General features: G+C 48.2%; 12 protein-coding genes and 2 riboswitches. Of the genes, 7 read left to right on the top strand and 5 right to left on the bottom strand.

Annotated features, from left to right (window positions below; genetic code table 11):
• Window positions 1-23: 23 nt before the first annotated feature.
• The 3 genes from KNP79_RS14585 to KNP79_RS14595 all read right to left on the bottom strand — a co-directional run bounded on the left by KNP79_RS14585 (window position 24) and on the right by KNP79_RS14595 (window position 2,540).
• Window positions 24-1,382 carry an N-acetylmuramoyl-L-alanine amidase family protein gene (locus KNP79_RS14585; RefSeq protein ID WP_233005337.1) on the bottom strand — a complete coding sequence of 453 codons (1,359 nt, stop codon included), beginning with the start codon at window positions 1,380-1,382 and terminating at the stop codon, window positions 24-26.
• A 166-nt stretch (window positions 1,383-1,548) separates the two neighbouring features.
• Window positions 1,549-1,800, bottom strand: a complete 252-nt coding sequence (locus tag KNP79_RS14590) for a hypothetical protein (RefSeq protein WP_215192856.1) — start codon at window positions 1,798-1,800, stop codon at window positions 1,549-1,551.
• Window positions 1,801-1,862: 62 nt separating this feature from the next.
• Window positions 1,863-2,540: a hypothetical protein gene (locus KNP79_RS14595; protein ID WP_215192857.1), complete on the bottom strand. Its 678-nt coding sequence runs from the start codon at window positions 2,538-2,540 to the stop codon at window positions 1,863-1,865.
• A 264-nt stretch (window positions 2,541-2,804) separates the two neighbouring features.
• Between KNP79_RS14595 and KNP79_RS14600 the strand changes: the two genes are divergently transcribed.
• Complete coding sequence (locus KNP79_RS14600; RefSeq protein ID WP_215192858.1) at window positions 2,805-4,067, top strand: tetratricopeptide repeat protein; 1,263 nt, start codon at window positions 2,805-2,807, stop codon at window positions 4,065-4,067.
• A gap of 62 nt (window positions 4,068-4,129) precedes the next feature.
• Here the strand turns inward: KNP79_RS14600 and KNP79_RS14605 are convergent, their stop codons facing one another.
• Window positions 4,130-4,447: a hypothetical protein gene (locus tag KNP79_RS14605; RefSeq protein ID WP_215192859.1), complete on the bottom strand. Its 318-nt coding sequence runs from the start codon at window positions 4,445-4,447 to the stop codon at window positions 4,130-4,132.
• Between the two features lie 202 nt (window positions 4,448-4,649).
• Complete coding sequence (locus tag KNP79_RS14610) at window positions 4,650-6,488, bottom strand: ATP-binding protein (protein WP_251132990.1); 1,839 nt, start codon at window positions 6,486-6,488, stop codon at window positions 4,650-4,652.
• A gap of 258 nt (window positions 6,489-6,746) precedes the next feature.
• Here KNP79_RS14610 and KNP79_RS14615 point away from each other — a divergent pair, with 258 nt between their 5' ends.
• The 6 genes from KNP79_RS14615 (at window position 6,747) to KNP79_RS14640 (ending at window position 15,100) form a co-directional block, all read left to right on the top strand.
• Window positions 6,747-7,352, top strand: coding sequence for a flavin reductase family protein (locus tag KNP79_RS14615; protein ID WP_214793828.1), 606 nt, complete (start codon window positions 6,747-6,749; stop codon window positions 7,350-7,352).
• A 172-nt stretch (window positions 7,353-7,524) separates the two neighbouring features.
• Entirely contained in the window at window positions 7,525-8,478 is a 954-nt protein-coding gene (locus KNP79_RS14620) for an AAA family ATPase (RefSeq protein ID WP_214709525.1), read from the top strand.
• Window positions 8,475-9,542 carry a DUF58 domain-containing protein gene (locus tag KNP79_RS14625; protein ID WP_034781624.1) on the top strand — a complete coding sequence of 356 codons (1,068 nt, stop codon included), beginning with the start codon at window positions 8,475-8,477 and terminating at the stop codon, window positions 9,540-9,542. Before KNP79_RS14620 ends, KNP79_RS14625 begins: the two co-directional genes overlap by 4 nt.
• Window positions 9,539-11,635: a transglutaminase domain-containing protein gene (locus KNP79_RS14630; RefSeq protein ID WP_215192860.1), complete on the top strand. Its 2,097-nt coding sequence runs from the start codon at window positions 9,539-9,541 to the stop codon at window positions 11,633-11,635. The genes KNP79_RS14625 and KNP79_RS14630 overlap by 4 nt, the downstream gene beginning before the upstream one ends.
• 39 nt (window positions 11,636-11,674) lie before the next feature.
• A riboswitch (purine riboswitch) is annotated at window positions 11,675-11,775 on the top strand.
• Window positions 11,776-11,886: 111 nt separating this feature from the next.
• Window positions 11,887-13,410 carry a glutamine-hydrolyzing GMP synthase gene (gene guaA, locus KNP79_RS14635; protein WP_251132992.1) on the top strand — a complete coding sequence of 508 codons (1,524 nt, stop codon included), beginning with the start codon at window positions 11,887-11,889 and terminating at the stop codon, window positions 13,408-13,410.
• Window positions 13,411-13,547: 137 nt separating this feature from the next.
• Window positions 13,548-13,649, top strand: a riboswitch (purine riboswitch).
• Between the two features lie 89 nt (window positions 13,650-13,738).
• Window positions 13,739-15,100 carry an NCS2 family permease gene (locus KNP79_RS14640; RefSeq protein ID WP_251132991.1) on the top strand — a complete coding sequence of 454 codons (1,362 nt, stop codon included), beginning with the start codon at window positions 13,739-13,741 and terminating at the stop codon, window positions 15,098-15,100.
• The last annotated feature ends 792 nt before the right edge of the window (window positions 15,101-15,892 follow it).

Raw genomic sequence — 15,892 nt, forward strand, 5'->3', positions numbered from 1 at the left:
GCATATGCGGTCAGGTCTCTTGCTTATTTATAAGTGCTCATGAATTGATGAATCCCAGAAGCGGTGGCGTCTGCCATCCGTTGCCGGTAAGTGGTGCTCGTCAAATGCGAGCGGTCGTTCGCGTTGCTGATGAACCCGTATTCGACGAGTGTCGAAGGGACGCTGTTCTTTCCGACGACGTAAACGTTTTGATACTTCACGCCACGGTTACGGATTGTCGGGATACGGGCACCGAGTTCACGGTTGATGGCCGCTCCTAGACTCCGGCTAGCCGAGATGTATGGGTTCGTCGTATAGCTTTCTCCGGTCGGTACGAGTACTTCATGACCATGGTAAGACGTATTCGTCGAAGAGTTGTTGTGAATGCTGACAAAGGCGCTGCCTTTATACGACTTCGTCAATTCGACGCGTTGTGCGAGCGACAAGTAGACATCGTTCGTGCGTGTCATCCGTGCGTTATAGCCATATGTATTCGAGAGCGTACTCGCGAGACGTGCGGCAATATCGAACGCAATCACTTTTTCGTAAGATGAGCCGTAGACAGCTCCAGGATCGTTTCCACCGTGTCCGGCGTCGATCACAATCGTACGTCCCGTGCCTGTGGACGTCGTCGGTGTCGTCGTCGTGGCTGGTTTCAAATACTGGGAAGCGACGTAGCCCGTCTTTCCACCGTAACTGACCTTATACCAAGAGCCGTACTTGCTGACATACTTGACGGTCGAGCCGTTCGGGATGGTCATCAATACCTTGCTCCACGAGGCAGCCGTCAAACGCATGTTCAAGTTGACCGTCGTTTGGTAAGAGGTTGTCGATGTCGTCGTGGTCGGGGCTCCTGTGGCTGATAAGTACTGGGAAGCCACATAGCCCGTTTTCCCATTGTAGCTGACCTTATACCAAGAGCCGTAGCGGCTGACGTACTTGACAGTGGCACCGTTCGGGATGGTCATCAATACCGTGCTCCATGAGGCTGCCGTCAATCGCATGTTCAAATTGACTGTCGTTTTGTAGTACGAGGCTGAACTCGGCGTGATTGTCGACGCGCTCGATACTTTTACGTACTGCGAAGCGACGTAGCCGGTCTTTCCGCCGTAACTGACTTTGTACCAAGACCCGTACGTGCTGACATATTTGACGGACGCCCCGGATGGAATCGTTAGAAGAATCGGACTCCAAGTGGCGGCACTCAAACGAAGGTTCAAGTTAGCTGTCGTCGTGTAGGTCGAGGCAGCTTCGACACGGCTCGATTCGAAACCGGTCGGCGTCAAGTCGAATGGGGCGATGGCCATGCCACCAATGACAAGGGAAGAGCTAAGCAACAGTTTCAAGTTCCAAGATGGTTTCGTTCGGTTCAATCGAGATCCGCTCCTTTGTTCGTCGTTCATATGAAATAGCTGTGAAATGAAATCGTCATCATGTCTCCGTTATTATATAAGGAAACAAGAAAAAAATGGAGGTTAATATGTAAATTGTTTTACTTTTTTTCTAAAAGTTTATTTCCAGAGATTCGGAAATAAAAAAGAGACGCGCAAGGGCGTCTCTTTTAAAGGATTAGGCAAGGCGTGGGAAATCTTCACCGAGCGGTTTGATTGTCGATTCAACTTTTGCCAAGCGCGGGAAATCTTCACCGAGTGGTTTGATTGTTGATTCGAATTTAGCGAGACGTGGGAAGTCCTCACCAAACGTTTGAATTGGCGCATCAAACTTAGCAAGGCGTGGGAAGTCTTCACCCATCGGTTTGATTGAACTGCCCAATAGTAATACTGCTGCGGCGATGAATAACAGTCCTGTAATCTTTTTCATTATGAATCCCTCCATCAATTATATTGGTGTGTTGAAAGCTGCGATCTCTAGCGTAATGGTACTCAGTAGTCAGAAACTGGAGATTCTAGTAAATTATATACCGATTCTGATTGTTGGTAAATACGGGATTCCAAATCGCCTACATATTGTTGTGGCATATTCGGTTCATGCAAGATAACTTTATCAGAACCTTCTTTAGTAGAAGACGATAAAATCGGGACGTGTGCTTCTTGACTGAGCAGTGTGCTACATAGAGGAGTGAGTGTGTTTTCAACTGGTCGGAAATGTTCTGGGCGCCAACAAATTGATGCTTCAGGAAGGATGTATAGAATATGTCCTTCTTGTAATAAAGCTAAACACTGGCCCAGAACACCTTGGAAATCCCGCTCTACATTTATATAACCAAATTCTTGGAAGTGTTTCTCATAGACGGTTCTTGAACTGCGCTTTAGAATAGAAAGAGACAGTTCAGGTCCGAGAATGTATAGTTTTTTATATGACCGATTTTCTTTGAGCGTTTTGGCAATCAATTGTGGCAAAGTTTGATAGTAGTCAATTTGAAAAGCATTGAGTATAAATCCTTTAGGAGAACGCAACAAGTGGGTCAAATGCTCTAGCCCCTCAAACTGATTGCGATCAGCATAGGAGTAAGACGCATTAAACAGTGGAGCTTGTTTAGATTGGAAATAAATTTTAGGTTTAATGTAGTCTTCCGCAAGTAAAAAATTTAATTTTCCCATCTGATGTATTCACCTCCGAAAATATAAATCCTATGATTAATTTTTAATGAATCGTTTTACCTAAAAAAACGTAAAGCTTTTTATTTACTAGTTAAATTCTATCATGATTGAAGAGTCTAACGGACTGCTACCGGTTGGGAAAATGATAGTGGGAAAACAACAAAAATATCGTTTTTTGAAGAAGATTTTCCTGATACGATTGTTTCTAGACTATATTTATTTAAAAAAACGCTAATAATTAGGGCGAAGGGGCTATTGCTTAGAATGGAATACAACTACGGAAACCTTATAAAAATTGAGAGAATGCGTAGGAATATGAAGCAGTCAGTCTTAGCTAGAGGCATTTGTTCAATATCTTACTTAAGTAAAATCGAGAACAACCAAACGTCCGCTAGTGAAGAAGTACTAGAGATGATTTTTAAGAGGCTTGGAATTGAAGTTCCTCTTTATTATGATTTCAGCGAACAAGTTGAAAAAGTTAGGGCTGAAATTGAAGAAATACTAAGAGATGCGATTTTAACAAGAAAAGACAAAGGTAAGTTGCAAGAAGTAGAAAAATATTTATCCAATCCAGTTGTGAACCAATCGAAAGAACTCTATATTAGCTTGCTATTGGCGTTGGCTAGACTGGATAGTATGCCTGGGGGACAAAATAGGTACATTACTGAAATTGGTTGGATTGAGGAACAACTTAATCGCGAAGCCGGCCTTAGGTATACTTTAATGAAGAGTCTAAAACTATTTAATGAGAATGAAAAAGAAAAATCACTAGAATTACTTGAGGAACTGAACGAACAACTTCCACACTCAAGTCTACCGATATGGGAAATGGCAGATATGCGATATATCATGGGTGGGATGTATTATAAATTTACAGATTACCTTCAAGCAATCGAGAATGTGAAATTTGCACTTGATTATTTTCAAGAACATTTCTTCCTAGAGAGAATCGTTGAATGCCATATCATTATTGGGCTAGCTTTTAAACGACGAAGACGCTTTACGGAGGCGTTGGCTCATTATCACAGAGCAGTAAAAGTGATAAGTGCCACAACTATGAAAGACTACTATGGAATGCTTTATAATAACATGGGTGAGATTTATTCTTCTTTAGGTGATCAAGAAAAAGCCCTTGAATACTTTATGCAAAGCTTTGATTACAAAGTAGAAGTAAAGAGTAAGCTATATAGCGTCGTGTCGTTGATTGAAGGATATACAAACTATAACAACGTAGAAGAAATACTAAATTGGTTATCCAAAGGGTACGAAATCAAGGGTGATCGAACGGGATTAGAAGAGTTTGACCATCATTTTGAAATCTATAAAAATTGTTATCAAGTCCCAAATCAACTTGAGTTGATCAAATCGCTGAAAGAAGCGGTTCACTATTTTGAAAAATATAATGATTATGTGTATATGCAAAAATACTCTCTATGGTTAGCCAGAGAACTTCGAAGCAATGGGAAGTATAAATTGGCCACTGAATACTATGAAAAAGTCATCGATATCATGTCTCATATTGATTAACGCCTCTCGAGGCGTTCTTTTTTTGCACAAAAAAAGAGACGCCCGAATCGTCTCTTGTCGTTTTATGGAGTGGTGAAATAATGAATCGTCCAAATCGGTTCGTTCATCAACGTTTCATCTTCCACATGGCCCATTTGCACTTGTTGGAGCAAGTGAATGATGTGCTTTTGTAAATTGGCGTCGTGTGAGCCGCTCGTCAAAATCCCATCTTCACTTGCGATGATATAAAATCCACCCAATCGCAACGGAATATGATTTCTTACAATCGACACGGCAGTCTGAAGTTCAGCTTGCCCGCCCTGCAGTGGCACGTTTATATCAAAACGGCCCCATTGTTTAAAGTCGCCTACTTCTGAAAACGGTGGGTCGCGATGATCCAACTCCATGACCTCCAATCTTGTCTGTCTCTTCCTTACTAGTATAGCTCTTTTTTTAAATTTTACCTGCGAGAATAATGGGAAGGGTGCATTGACGTCGCCTCAGGTTCTCGGTGTTACTCTTTTTCTAGATTATGCCAAAACATTCCTGCAAAAAAGAGAAGCGACGATATAAAAAACACGACCGGAATGAATCCGGCCGCGCTCATTGATGAATCGGCTCTTTTGACGTCGGGAGCTCACAGATAAAGGTGCTACCTTCACCGTAGATCGATTCGACATGTAAATGTCCGTCGTGCGCTTTGGCGATCTCTTTACAGATGGCGAGACCGAGGCCCGTTCCACCGATTTTTCGGCGGTCCGAGTTGTCGACTCGGTAAAACTTCCCGAACAAGTTCGGCAAGGCAGAAGAAGGGATGCCCATCCCGTTATCCCGGACTTTCATGACGACTTGACCTTCGAGTCGTTCCAACGAGACGAGCACGTTGCCGCCTTCAGGTGAATACTTGATGGCGTTACTGAGCAAGTTACCGAGCAACTGCCGCATTCCTTCTAAGTCAGCTTCGATTTTGAAGTCTTGTCCGACGTCGGCATCGAGATGTAAATGATGCGAGTCGGTCGTTTCTTGATAGAAGCTGATGCTGTCACGAGCAAGTTCGAGAAGGTCGACCGTTTCCCATTCGAACGTCTGTTTCCCGGCCTCCATCTTTTGCAGGTCGAGGAAGTCGTTTACCAAGTAGGAGAGACGCTTCGCTTCGTCATGGATGGTCTTCAAATACAATTCGCGACGGCTTTCTTTCAAGTCGCGCTCGAGCATCAATTCTGTAAACCCATAAATGGAAGATAACGGAGTTCGTAATTCGTGAGACACCGTCGAGACGAGCTCCGACTTCATTCGGTCGATCTCGGTCTCGGCCGTCACATCACGCAACACGAGCATCGTGCCGTGTATCTTCCCATCCCGGTAAATGCTCTCGGCGTATACTTGGAGGAAGCAATCACCTTGGTCAAGGGAAATCGAGAGGCCATCTTCCGGTGGTTCTTGGTCGAACACACGCTCGACGTAACTGATGAAGAGGTCTTGTTGGTCGACCCGTTCGGCGAACTGTTCGATATCGATCGACAAGGTCGTCAGTTCCTCATAACCCGCGTACTCGAATTGGAGCTCATCGAACATGCGGATAAAGGCGCGGTTGCCGACAATTGTGTCTTCCTCATAATTGAAGTAGAGGATGGCTTCGCGCACTGAGTTGATCAGTTGCGCCGTCTCTTTCCGGTCTTGTTGCATTTGGCGATACAGTCGGGTCCGCAATAGCGAGATAGCCAACTGATTCGCAAATGCGTTCAGTTCCGACGTTTCACTCGCGTCGAACGGCTCGTCATAACATGCCAAGTACAAGCAACCGATCATCGTCCCATCTGACGGGTCTTTCACGGGGATGACCGTCTCGTGGATGTAATACGGATAACCGTGAATCTGATCGGCCACTTTCTTCGATGTCGCTTCTAGCGATTTCGAGATCATGACGCGTTTTAACAAGAGCGACTGCACCTTTAAATCTTCTTGTTGTTCTGTCGTCATCCCTTTTGGTACGACGGATGTGATTTCATCGTCTTTGATTAGGAGGACCGCCCCGAACTCAGCCTCGGTCAACCAGACGATCTTTTCGATGACAGCAGAGTAGTCTAATAACGACTCCTTTGAAGCGAGTACTTCGATCAGTTCGTTACGATACTTCAATTTTGTCTCGTTTTGTTTAGACGCCTCGAGCACCGACTGCATCTCTTGTTGCTTCGCATGCATTTTCTCATTTTGTCCGACCATTCGTTTAATCAATGGACGGCCGATTAATAAAATAGCAGTGATAAACATGACTAACCCGGTCATCCAAATCCAACGTAACGTCAAAAGTTCGTTTGGCGAGACGTTATCATCCCGAACAAACCAAGCCGCGATTGCCGTTAAAAAGAGACTGACGATACAGACCCCATACAGGATGCCGAGTATTTGACGACTGTTCAATTGTTCGATCCACTTGCCCATAATACGCTCTACTTCCTTCCTTAACTAAAACCATCTCCAATTCAATCGTCATAACCGAAATATACAAAAAGAAAAATCAGATGAACACCGAACTGCTCAAGCGATGTGCCATCAGATGATTGTCTGTTTAATTGTCATATCTAGACGGATATACCCCGTATTTCATCATCCTACACATTCCGATGTGCTCACGTTTGACACGTCCGCTGTGAACGGGATAGTTTGAACCTATAGTCGAATCCAAAGGAGTGCTATCGTATGCTATCGATTGAACCTTCAGCTTTAACCGAACGTGACGCGTATAAATTTTTGATTGGAAGTGTCGTACCGCGCCCAATCGCATTTGTGACGACGCGAAACGGAGAGACGATTAACGCCGCCCCGTTCAGTTATTTCAATATCGTCGCTTCCGAACCACCACTTCTCTCGGTGTCGGTTCAACGGAAGGGCGGTGTCATGAAAGACACGGCTCGCAACGCTGTCGCGACCGAAGAACTCGTCATCCATATCGTAGACGAAACGAATGTGACCCTCGTCAATGAGACGGCAGCCAATCTAGGACCCGAGGAAAGCGAACTCGAGCGGACGGCCTTCACCATCGTGCCTAGCGACGTCGTGGAGACACCGGGTGTGAAAGAAGCCAAAATCCGGATGGAGTGTAAACTTCACCATCACGTTCCAATCGAACACGATGGCGTCGTGACAGCGGACTTGTTGATCGCTCGCGTCGTCCGGTTTCACATCGAGCCAGCGCTTTATCATGCTGGACGCATCGATGCGGAACAACTGGCGCCGGTCAGTCGTCTCGCCGGCAACTTTTATGCGACCCTCGGGGACACTTTTGAAATCGAACGACCAAAATAAACGTCATGGCGCCTGCTCAAATCCGAGACAAGGCGCCTTTTTTCGGGTAAAGAATGGAAAACCGATTGGCATGATGGTTTTCTTTCACACGAGCGCTTGAATATGTCACAATAAAGTCAGAACATTCAATTTTCGAACGCATCAGCGATTAGAGAAAAAAGGGGAGTCGGCTATGTCCTATCGTCCAGCCATTCAATCGATCATCAATGCCATTGAAACGGTGATCGTCGGGAAAGAAGATGTCATCGCAAAAAGTTTGACTGCGTTGCTTGCCGGAGGTCACGTGTTGTTAGAAGACGTGCCCGGGGTCGGGAAGACGATGCTCGTTCGTACGTTCAGTCGTGCCATTGATTTGGATTTTAAACGCGTTCAGTTCACTCCGGACATGTTGCCGTCCGACTTGACGGGAATCTCGATGTACAATCAAAAGACAAAAGAGTTCGAGTACCGTCCGGGACCTTTGATGGGGAACATCGTCTTGGCTGATGAAATCAACCGGACCTCTCCGAAAACGCAGTCGGCGTTACTCGAGGCGATGGCGGAGCGCAGTGTGACCGTCGATGGGGAAGTCAAAATCTTACCTTCCCCGTTCTTCGTCATGGCGACACAAAACCCGATTGAACATGAAGGAACATACCCGCTCCCGGAAGCCCAGCTCGACCGATTCCTTCTTAAAATTGAGATGGGGTACCCGTCGTTCAATGAAGAAATCTCTTTGTTGACCCGTTTCGAAAAGGCAGAGCCGCTCGAGGCGCTCCAAAGTGTCATCACGAAACACGAAGTCGAACAGATGCAGCGTGACGTGCGTGACGTGCATGTCTCGAGTGCGGTCAAACAGTATATCGTCCGCTTGATCCATGAGTCGCGCAACGACCCGAACACGTACCTCGGGGGTAGTCCGCGTGCGACGCTCGCTCTGATGAAGGCTGCTCAGGCGTGGGCGTATATCCATAACCGTGATTTCGTCTTGCCAGATGACGTGAAGGCGCTCGCGGGTAGTGTGCTCGGTCACCGTATCTTGTTGACGGCAGAGGCGCGTTATAAAGGGAAAACGGCCGAACAGCTCGTCAAAGGTTGGCTCGACTCGCTACCGGTCCCGATGGATCGTGAGGTCAAAGAAGTATGAAAAATTGGATGAAGCTGTTCCTCGTGTGGGCGGCGGCATTCGGACTTTACGCGTTCGCCCGGATCGAAGGGAGTATCGTCGCCTCGACACTTTGGTGGTCATTTTTCGTTTTGGCGGCGTATTGGACAATCTTTATGATTTACCCGGTCACGGCAGCCAACGTCTCGCGGCGAATCACGACGAAACGACTCGTCTCGGGCCAAACGATGGACGTAGAACTGCAAGTGGAGCGGAAGTATCCGTTTCTTGTCGGGGTCGTCACGTTAGAAGAGACACCGCCGCCTCGTCTCGCAACATCGACGGACGTGATTGTTACTCCGGTCGACCGCTTTTTTCGGCGAACAGAGACGGTGCATTACGAAATCGAACAGATCCGCCGGGGGATCCACGTTTTCGATCGGACGGTCCTTCACGTACGTGACGTGTTCGGGCTGTTCGATCGTAAACGGACGTTGCGGCTCGAGACGGTCGTCGAAGTGTCGCCGGCTGAACTTCCGTTCGATTTGCCGCGTGATGAGCAGGTCGGTGGGCGTGGCGAACAGTACCGGCGCACGCGGACATATACAGAAGTAGCGAACACGACGAGCGGTGTCCGGGAATACGCGGCCGGTGACCGCATCGGCCGGATTGATTGGAAGGCCTCGGCTCGTCGAGGTAACTTGATGACGAAAACGTTCGATCAAGAGCAGGAGAAAAAACTATCGCTCGTCTTCGTCCCGTCCACATCTGCCGGACACGAAGAAGCGTTCGAACGATCACTGTCGTTACTCGTCGGCGCGATTCGGCAACTTGAACGGAAAAACTTGCCGTTTGAACTGTACGTCATCGAAGAACAGGTCCGTCTATTTCATTTGCCGGACCAAAGCGCCGAGGTCGGGCATTACTTGCTGACGGCGACGCCGGAACCGGAAGGACGTCTCGTTGAACGAGTGAAGCGTAACTTGCCGCAAGAGGTCGGAAACTTGATTTTAATCAGCCCGCTCGAGACGAAATGGGTACGCGAAATCATGAATGAGACCCAAGGCAGCTATCACTTGTACACGGCGAATGAGGTGACGACATGACGATGTGGGTGAAACGGATTGTCTATACGGCACTTGCCGCTTACTTGTTGTCGTTTTGGGTCGAGCCGATTGTCGGGAGCACGACGTTCGACGTCAATTGGCCGTTCCTGTTTTTACTCCTCGTACCGATGTTTGCGAGCTTGTTGCCTTGGTATGGGTTCATCGCCGTGGTTGTCCTCAACTTCTTTACCATCTTGTACGTGTATCACGGAAGTATCTTAGATTGGTTTGGGCTCTGGCTAGAAGATTTGAGTGGCGTGCTGAGTGGGGCTTTACCAGAAGAAGCGATTTTCTTCTCGGCGATGGCGCTCATCGGTGTCCTGTTCGCCATCTTGGCCGGACGGACGTATCCAAGCTATGGTTTCGTCCTCGGGATGATCGTCTCGACGCTCGGATTGATGGCGTACTTTGACACATGGACGCTTTATGACGGAGAAGGAAAAATACTACTTGCGATTTTAGCGTCACTCTTATTACTCTTCGTCACGGATTTGGCGAAACGGCCGAGCAAGTCGCTCGTCCGCTATGTCAGTATCGCTCTCCTCGCTTCGGTCGTGTTGGCACTCGCGAGCGTGTCGCCGACGATTGAAGGGGACTGGTCCGATCGGTTGACGACGAGTTTCCAAAACGCTGGCAACGATGAAGGGTCAGGCAGCGGTCGTGTCGGATACGGGGTGAACGATGAGCAACTCGGTGGACCGTTCGAACAGGATGACGGGATCGTCTTCATCGCCCGTGGTGTACCAGCACGCTACTGGCGCATCGAATCAAAAGAGATTTACACCGGTAAAGGTTGGGTCGAGTCCCCGGTCCTCGACTCGGACTACAACCGCGGACAGCTCGTCGACCCGGATGTCGATACGACGCCTGAACAGGCGCTGCTCCGATTCGACCGGCGTCAAACGTTCGTCCCGTATGGCGGGGAGTATCCACAAGCGACCGAGACGGACAATGGGACCGAATTTAGGGTCGGCAGTATCGAGGAGCCGTTCCCGAACGAGACGATTCACATCCGTCCGTCCGGAAAAATCGTCTTCGACAATGATGGCCAAACGACGCCGCAGACGATTCAACTTCGCTACAGCGTCCCTTCCTTCACTGAAGAGCAACTGGCATTGAACGAACCGGTGACGACGTTGACGGAAGAAGAACGGCAGGCGTACTTGCAACTGCCGGACTCGCTTCCGGATCGGGTCCGCGACTTATCGGCCGATATCACGGGCGACAGTGAGACACCTTACGACCAAGCCCAAGCGGTCCAAGCCTACTTCCAATCTGGAGATTTCCAATACAATACGGAAGACGTCGCCGTCCCGGAAGGGGATACCGATTACGTCGATCAATTTTTGTTTGATACGTTGATCGGGTACTGCGACAACTTCTCGACCTCGGCTGCCGTCCTTCTACGGGCGAGCGGGGTGCCGACGCGTTGGGTCAAAGGTTTCACGATGGGTGATGCGCGCGGGGTCATTCAAGGGGAAGAAGAATACACGGTCCGGAACCGTCATGCCCACTCATGGGTAGAATATTTCGTGGAAGGCGCAGGCTGGGTCCCGCTCGAGGCGACGATCAGTTTCTCGGACGCCAGCTTACTTCAAATCGAGACAGAGGACGAAACGAATTCAGAAGACCCGGCAGCCAACGATCCACAAGCATCGCAAGACAATGAGCAGACGAACCGTCCACAGGAAGATTTGGCACTCGATGATGTCACATCAGGTGAGGCGGCAACGGAGAATTGGAATATGCCGGTCTGGGGTTGGGTGTTGATTGTCTTCACGGTCGCTGTTCTCGTATGGAACCGGAAATCGATCGAACGCCTCGTCATGATGCTTTGGTGGACACGGCGTCCATTGAATGAAAATCGACTCGTCGCCATGCATCGATATCTAGTTAAACGACTCCGCGGAGCAGGCTTCAAAGTCGACGGGCGCACGCCGTCCGAACTCGCTGCAGAGGTCGATGCCTATTATGAGTCGACCGAAATGACGAGATTGACCCGTCTGTTCGAGCAAAGTATCTATGCCGACCAAACACCGAATTCAAAATATAAAGAATATTGGAAAATCATGATTCGTCGAATTATGAGTTGAAGTAGGCGGATGCATACAGTAAGATAGACGCATTAGTTAGATAATTGAACAGCATTCCTTCGTATATACTCGCGAATTGGCGCGAGAGTCTCTACCGGACCACCGTAAATGGACCGACTATGAAGGAGCACGTTTCGTATACACAGAAAAGGGCGTGCTTCTTCTTCGGTTTAGTGAATCCGTGGGAGAAGCTCGCTCTTTTTTTGAGAAGAAGGCAGAAAGGTGGAGGTTTTGTGAAAATAGAACAAGAGATGATTTTGGTGCTCGACTTTGGAGGCCAGTACAACCAGTTGATCACACGTCGTGTGCGTGACCTTGGCGTATATAGTGAGCTTCATTCCCACAAGATGACCGCTGCTGAGATTCGTGAACTGGCTCCGGCCGGGATTATTTTCTCGGGTGGACCGAACAGTGTGTACGCGGAAGGCGCATATCGCTGTGACCCAGAAATTTTCGAACTCGGGATTCCGATTTTCGGGATCTGTTACGGCATGCAGCTCATGACACATCACTTCGGTGGACGTGTCGAGCGGGCCGCACATCGTGAATACGGGAAAGCGACGCTCTTCTCGACGTCGGAAGCTTCGGCCCTCTACAAGGATCTTCCAGTGGAACATACTGTTTGGATGAGTCACGGTGACCTCGTTATGGAAGCACCGCCAGGATTTATCGTTGATGGGACGAACCCTTCTTGTCCGGTCGCCTCAATCAAGAGTGATGACCTCAAGATGTATGGGGTGCAGTATCACCCGGAAGTCCGTCACTCGGAGTACGGAAACGACATCTTGAAAAACTTCATCTATGAAGTGTGTGGTGCCAAAGGCGAATGGTCGATGGAAAACTTCATCGACATCGAAGTCGAGAAGATTCGTGAAATCGTCGGTGACAAGCAAGTTCTTTGTGCCTTGTCAGGTGGTGTTGACTCATCGGTCGTGGCGGCGCTCGTTCACCGCGCGATCGGCGACCAGTTGACATGTATGTTCGTCGACCATGGCTTGCTCCGTAAAAACGAAGCGGACAGCGTCATGAAGACGTTCGCGGACGGATTTAACATGAAAGTCATCAAAATCGATGCACGTGATCGTTTCATGGCGAAACTAGCCGGCGTCTCAGATCCGGAACAAAAGCGTAAAATCATCGGCAACGAGTTCATCTACGTGTTTGACGAAGAAGCGTCTAAACTTGTGGACATGGACTTCCTTGCCCAAGGTACGCTCTACACGGATATCATCGAGAGCGGAACAGATACGGCACAAACGATCAAGTCGCACCATAACGTCGGTGGACTTCCGGAAGATATGAACTTCACGTTGATCGAGCCGCTCAACACGCTCTTTAAAGACGAAGTACGTGAACTCGGTACTGAACTCGGATTGCCAGACTATATCGTATGGCGCCAACCGTTCCCGGGACCAGGTCTTGGCATTCGTGTTCTCGGTGAAATCACAGAAGAGAAACTCGAAATCGTGCGCGAATCTGATGCGATTTTGCGCGAAGAAGTGAAGAAAGCCGGTCTCGAACGTGATATTTGGCAATATTTCACGGTCCTTACACCGATTCGTTCAGTCGGCGTCATGGGCGACGAGCGGACGTATGACTATGCCGTCGGCGTACGTGCCGTCACATCAATTGATGGGATGACTTCGGATTGGGCCCGCATCCCATGGGATGTACTCGAGAAGATTTCGGTCCGTATCGTCAACGAAGTCAGTCACGTCAACCGTGTCCTGTACGACATCACATCGAAGCCACCAGCAACAATCGAGTGGGAATAATAGGCAGAGGGGAGCAATCCTCTCTGTTTTTATATGGAAAAACCGAACATTAGAATGAAATATTTGATTAAAATCCGTCATTACTGTTGACATTCATTTTTGACGTTGTTAAGATAAAAACGTTCTTATCATATCCGAACAATTAAAAATTATTTTGCCGTATAATATCGGGAATATGGCCCGAGAGTCTCTACGAAATCACCTTAAATGATTTCACTACGGCGAGACATAGATTCGGGGACGTATGTCCCTGTATGTTTCGCGTGGGGTCTCCGGTCATCGATCGGGGACCTTTTCTCGTTTTACGGCGAGCCAAGGAGGAAAATCAATGAGCACACAGCTCAAGCAAGAACCAAATCATCAACCGTCAGAAAGCCGGATCGAACGTCACTTCCAGTTGAAAGAACTTGGAACGAACGTGAAAACCGAACTCGTCGCAGGATTCACGACATTCTTGGCCATGGCTTACATCTTATTCGTCAACCCGAACGTATTGGGCGCAGCGGGTATGGATATGGGTGCCGTTTTCGTCGCAACTGGTCTCGTCGCACTGATTGGATCGGTCACGATGGGTCTATTCGCCAACTACCCGATCGCCATCGCACCAGGCATGGGGCTTAACGCCTTCTTCGCCTACAGTGTCGTCATCGGCATGGGCATCCCTTGGCAGACGGCACTCTCGGGTGTTCTCGTCTCGGGACTGTTCTTTATCGCTTTGACGCTCTCGGGCATTCGCGAGACGGTCGTCAATGCGATTCCGGCTCCGCTTAAAATGGCGGTGGCTGCAGGGATTGGTTTCTTCATCGCCTTCATCGGCTTAAAAAATGCGGGAATTGTCGTTGCGAACGAAGCGACGCTTGTTAGTCTCGGTTCGCTCGGAACAGGAACTACACTCCTCGCGGTATTCGGTCTTGTTGTAAGTGCATTGCTAATGGCACGAGACGTCAAAGGTGGCATTTTCATTGGGATGTTGTTGACAGCTATCGCGGGAATGATTTTTGGTCTCGTACCGACACCGACTGCGATTTCAGATGTTGTATCGATGCCGCCGAGCATGTCTTCGACGTTCGGCCAAGCGTTCATTAACTTTGGTGATGTCTTCACACTTCAAATGCTTATCGTCATCTTGACGTTCTTCTTCATCGACTTCTTCGATACAGCCGGCACGCTCGTCGCGGTGGCGCGTCAAGCTGGGATCATGAAAGAAAATAAAGTGCCGCGTGCGAGTAAGGCGCTCATGGCTGATTCGACTGCGACGGTTGCAGGTGCAATCTTTGGGACATCGACTGCGACATCATATGTAGAGTCGTCGGCGGGAGTTGCGGCGGGTGGTCGTACAGGGTTGACTGCTGTATTCGCAGGTTTATTCTTCGGATTGGCTTTGTTCTTCTCACCACTCTTAGCGGTTGTCACGGCACCGGTCACGGCACCGGCCTTGATTATTGTTGGTGTGTTGATGGCTTCAGCTCTCCTTGATATCGATTGGAAAAAAATCGAAATCGCGGTTCCGGCATTCTTAACGATTATCATGATGCCACTCACTTCGTCGATTGCGACGGGGATTGGGCTTGGGTTCATCTTGTACCCGCTCATGATGATCGCGAAAGGGAAGACAAAAGAGATTCACCCAATCATGTACGGAATGCTAGTCATATTCTTGGCGTACTTCATGTTCTTGCCACACGAGTAAATAAACGGAGCCGACTCGGTTATGAGTCGGCTTTTTTGTATGCAGTGTTTTCGGGAAGGAACAGATCATACATCGTTGGTGCGTGGTTTCTGTAATGTGTTCATTGCGGATAAACGTGACATCTTGTGAGAGAACGCATTTGGAAATTTGATTGTGGCGAATGGTCCTGTTCCACCATTCCTTCGTGAAATGATGGTTTTCTTCATATATATGGTATTGAACAGTCGATGGTGTATTTAACCTCCATTCACCTACTAGGCAATTGTCCTCTATATATAGAAGGAGTTGAAACGTTTGATTCGCGATTTAGAGATTCAAGTAGTTGTAGCGTATGTGGCCTGCTTCCGAACGGTTGGTCTCTGCGAGAGTCTGGAAAGACATCATAGCTATGAAGATAACGCTTGATTCCGGAAAGGGGACTATGGAGTGTGAGCAGTAGATTAGGTTAGATAGTTGGTACAATCCTCCCTTGACCCCGGTCGGTACTTTTCCGTAATGTAAAATCATTCCGTCGGTCGATCGTCTTCCAATCCTTGAGTCGGGCCGAGGTGAAAAGATGATTTAAAACTTTTTAAAGTTTTTTTAGAATAATGCTTGCCATGTTATAGAAAGGGATGCTATAGTTATCTCTGTTGCCAGCGATGCTTACAACTTAGTAAACAAACTGGTTGACACACAATAATGATAAATGTTATTATCATTTAGTCGCTAAGAGCGGCAGACGAACTTTGAAAACTGAACGATGAGGCAAAAATAAGTTTTACAATTTTTGAATGAAGCGCAAGCTTCGTC

This window comes from Exiguobacterium sp. s7 (assembly GCF_018618195.1).
GTDB lineage: Bacteria > Bacillota > Bacilli > Exiguobacteriales > Exiguobacteriaceae > Exiguobacterium > Exiguobacterium mexicanum_A.

Excerpts from the sequence above, each read along its gene's own strand:
- KNP79_RS14585 (WP_233005337.1), bottom strand. The coding sequence starts at position 1,382 with ATGAACGACGAACAAAGGAGCGGATCTCGATTGAACCGAACGAAACCA.
- KNP79_RS14590 (WP_215192856.1), bottom strand. The coding sequence starts at position 1,800 with ATGAAAAAGATTACAGGACTGTTATTCATCGCCGCAGCAGTATTACTA.
- KNP79_RS14595 (WP_215192857.1), bottom strand. The coding sequence starts at position 2,540 with ATGGGAAAATTAAATTTTTTACTTGCGGAAGACTACATTAAACCTAAA.
- KNP79_RS14600 (WP_215192858.1), top strand. The coding sequence starts at position 2,805 with ATGGAATACAACTACGGAAACCTTATAAAAATTGAGAGAATGCGTAGG.
- KNP79_RS14610 (WP_251132990.1), bottom strand. The coding sequence starts at position 6,488 with ATGGGCAAGTGGATCGAACAATTGAACAGTCGTCAAATACTCGGCATC.
- KNP79_RS14615 (WP_214793828.1), top strand. The coding sequence starts at position 6,747 with ATGCTATCGATTGAACCTTCAGCTTTAACCGAACGTGACGCGTATAAA.
- KNP79_RS14620 (WP_214709525.1), top strand. The coding sequence starts at position 7,525 with ATGTCCTATCGTCCAGCCATTCAATCGATCATCAATGCCATTGAAACG.
- KNP79_RS14625 (WP_034781624.1), top strand. The coding sequence starts at position 8,475 with ATGAAAAATTGGATGAAGCTGTTCCTCGTGTGGGCGGCGGCATTCGGA.
- KNP79_RS14630 (WP_215192860.1), top strand. The coding sequence starts at position 9,539 with ATGACGATGTGGGTGAAACGGATTGTCTATACGGCACTTGCCGCTTAC.
- guaA (WP_251132992.1), top strand. The coding sequence starts at position 11,887 with ATGATTTTGGTGCTCGACTTTGGAGGCCAGTACAACCAGTTGATCACA.
- KNP79_RS14640 (WP_251132991.1), top strand. The coding sequence starts at position 13,739 with ATGAGCACACAGCTCAAGCAAGAACCAAATCATCAACCGTCAGAAAGC.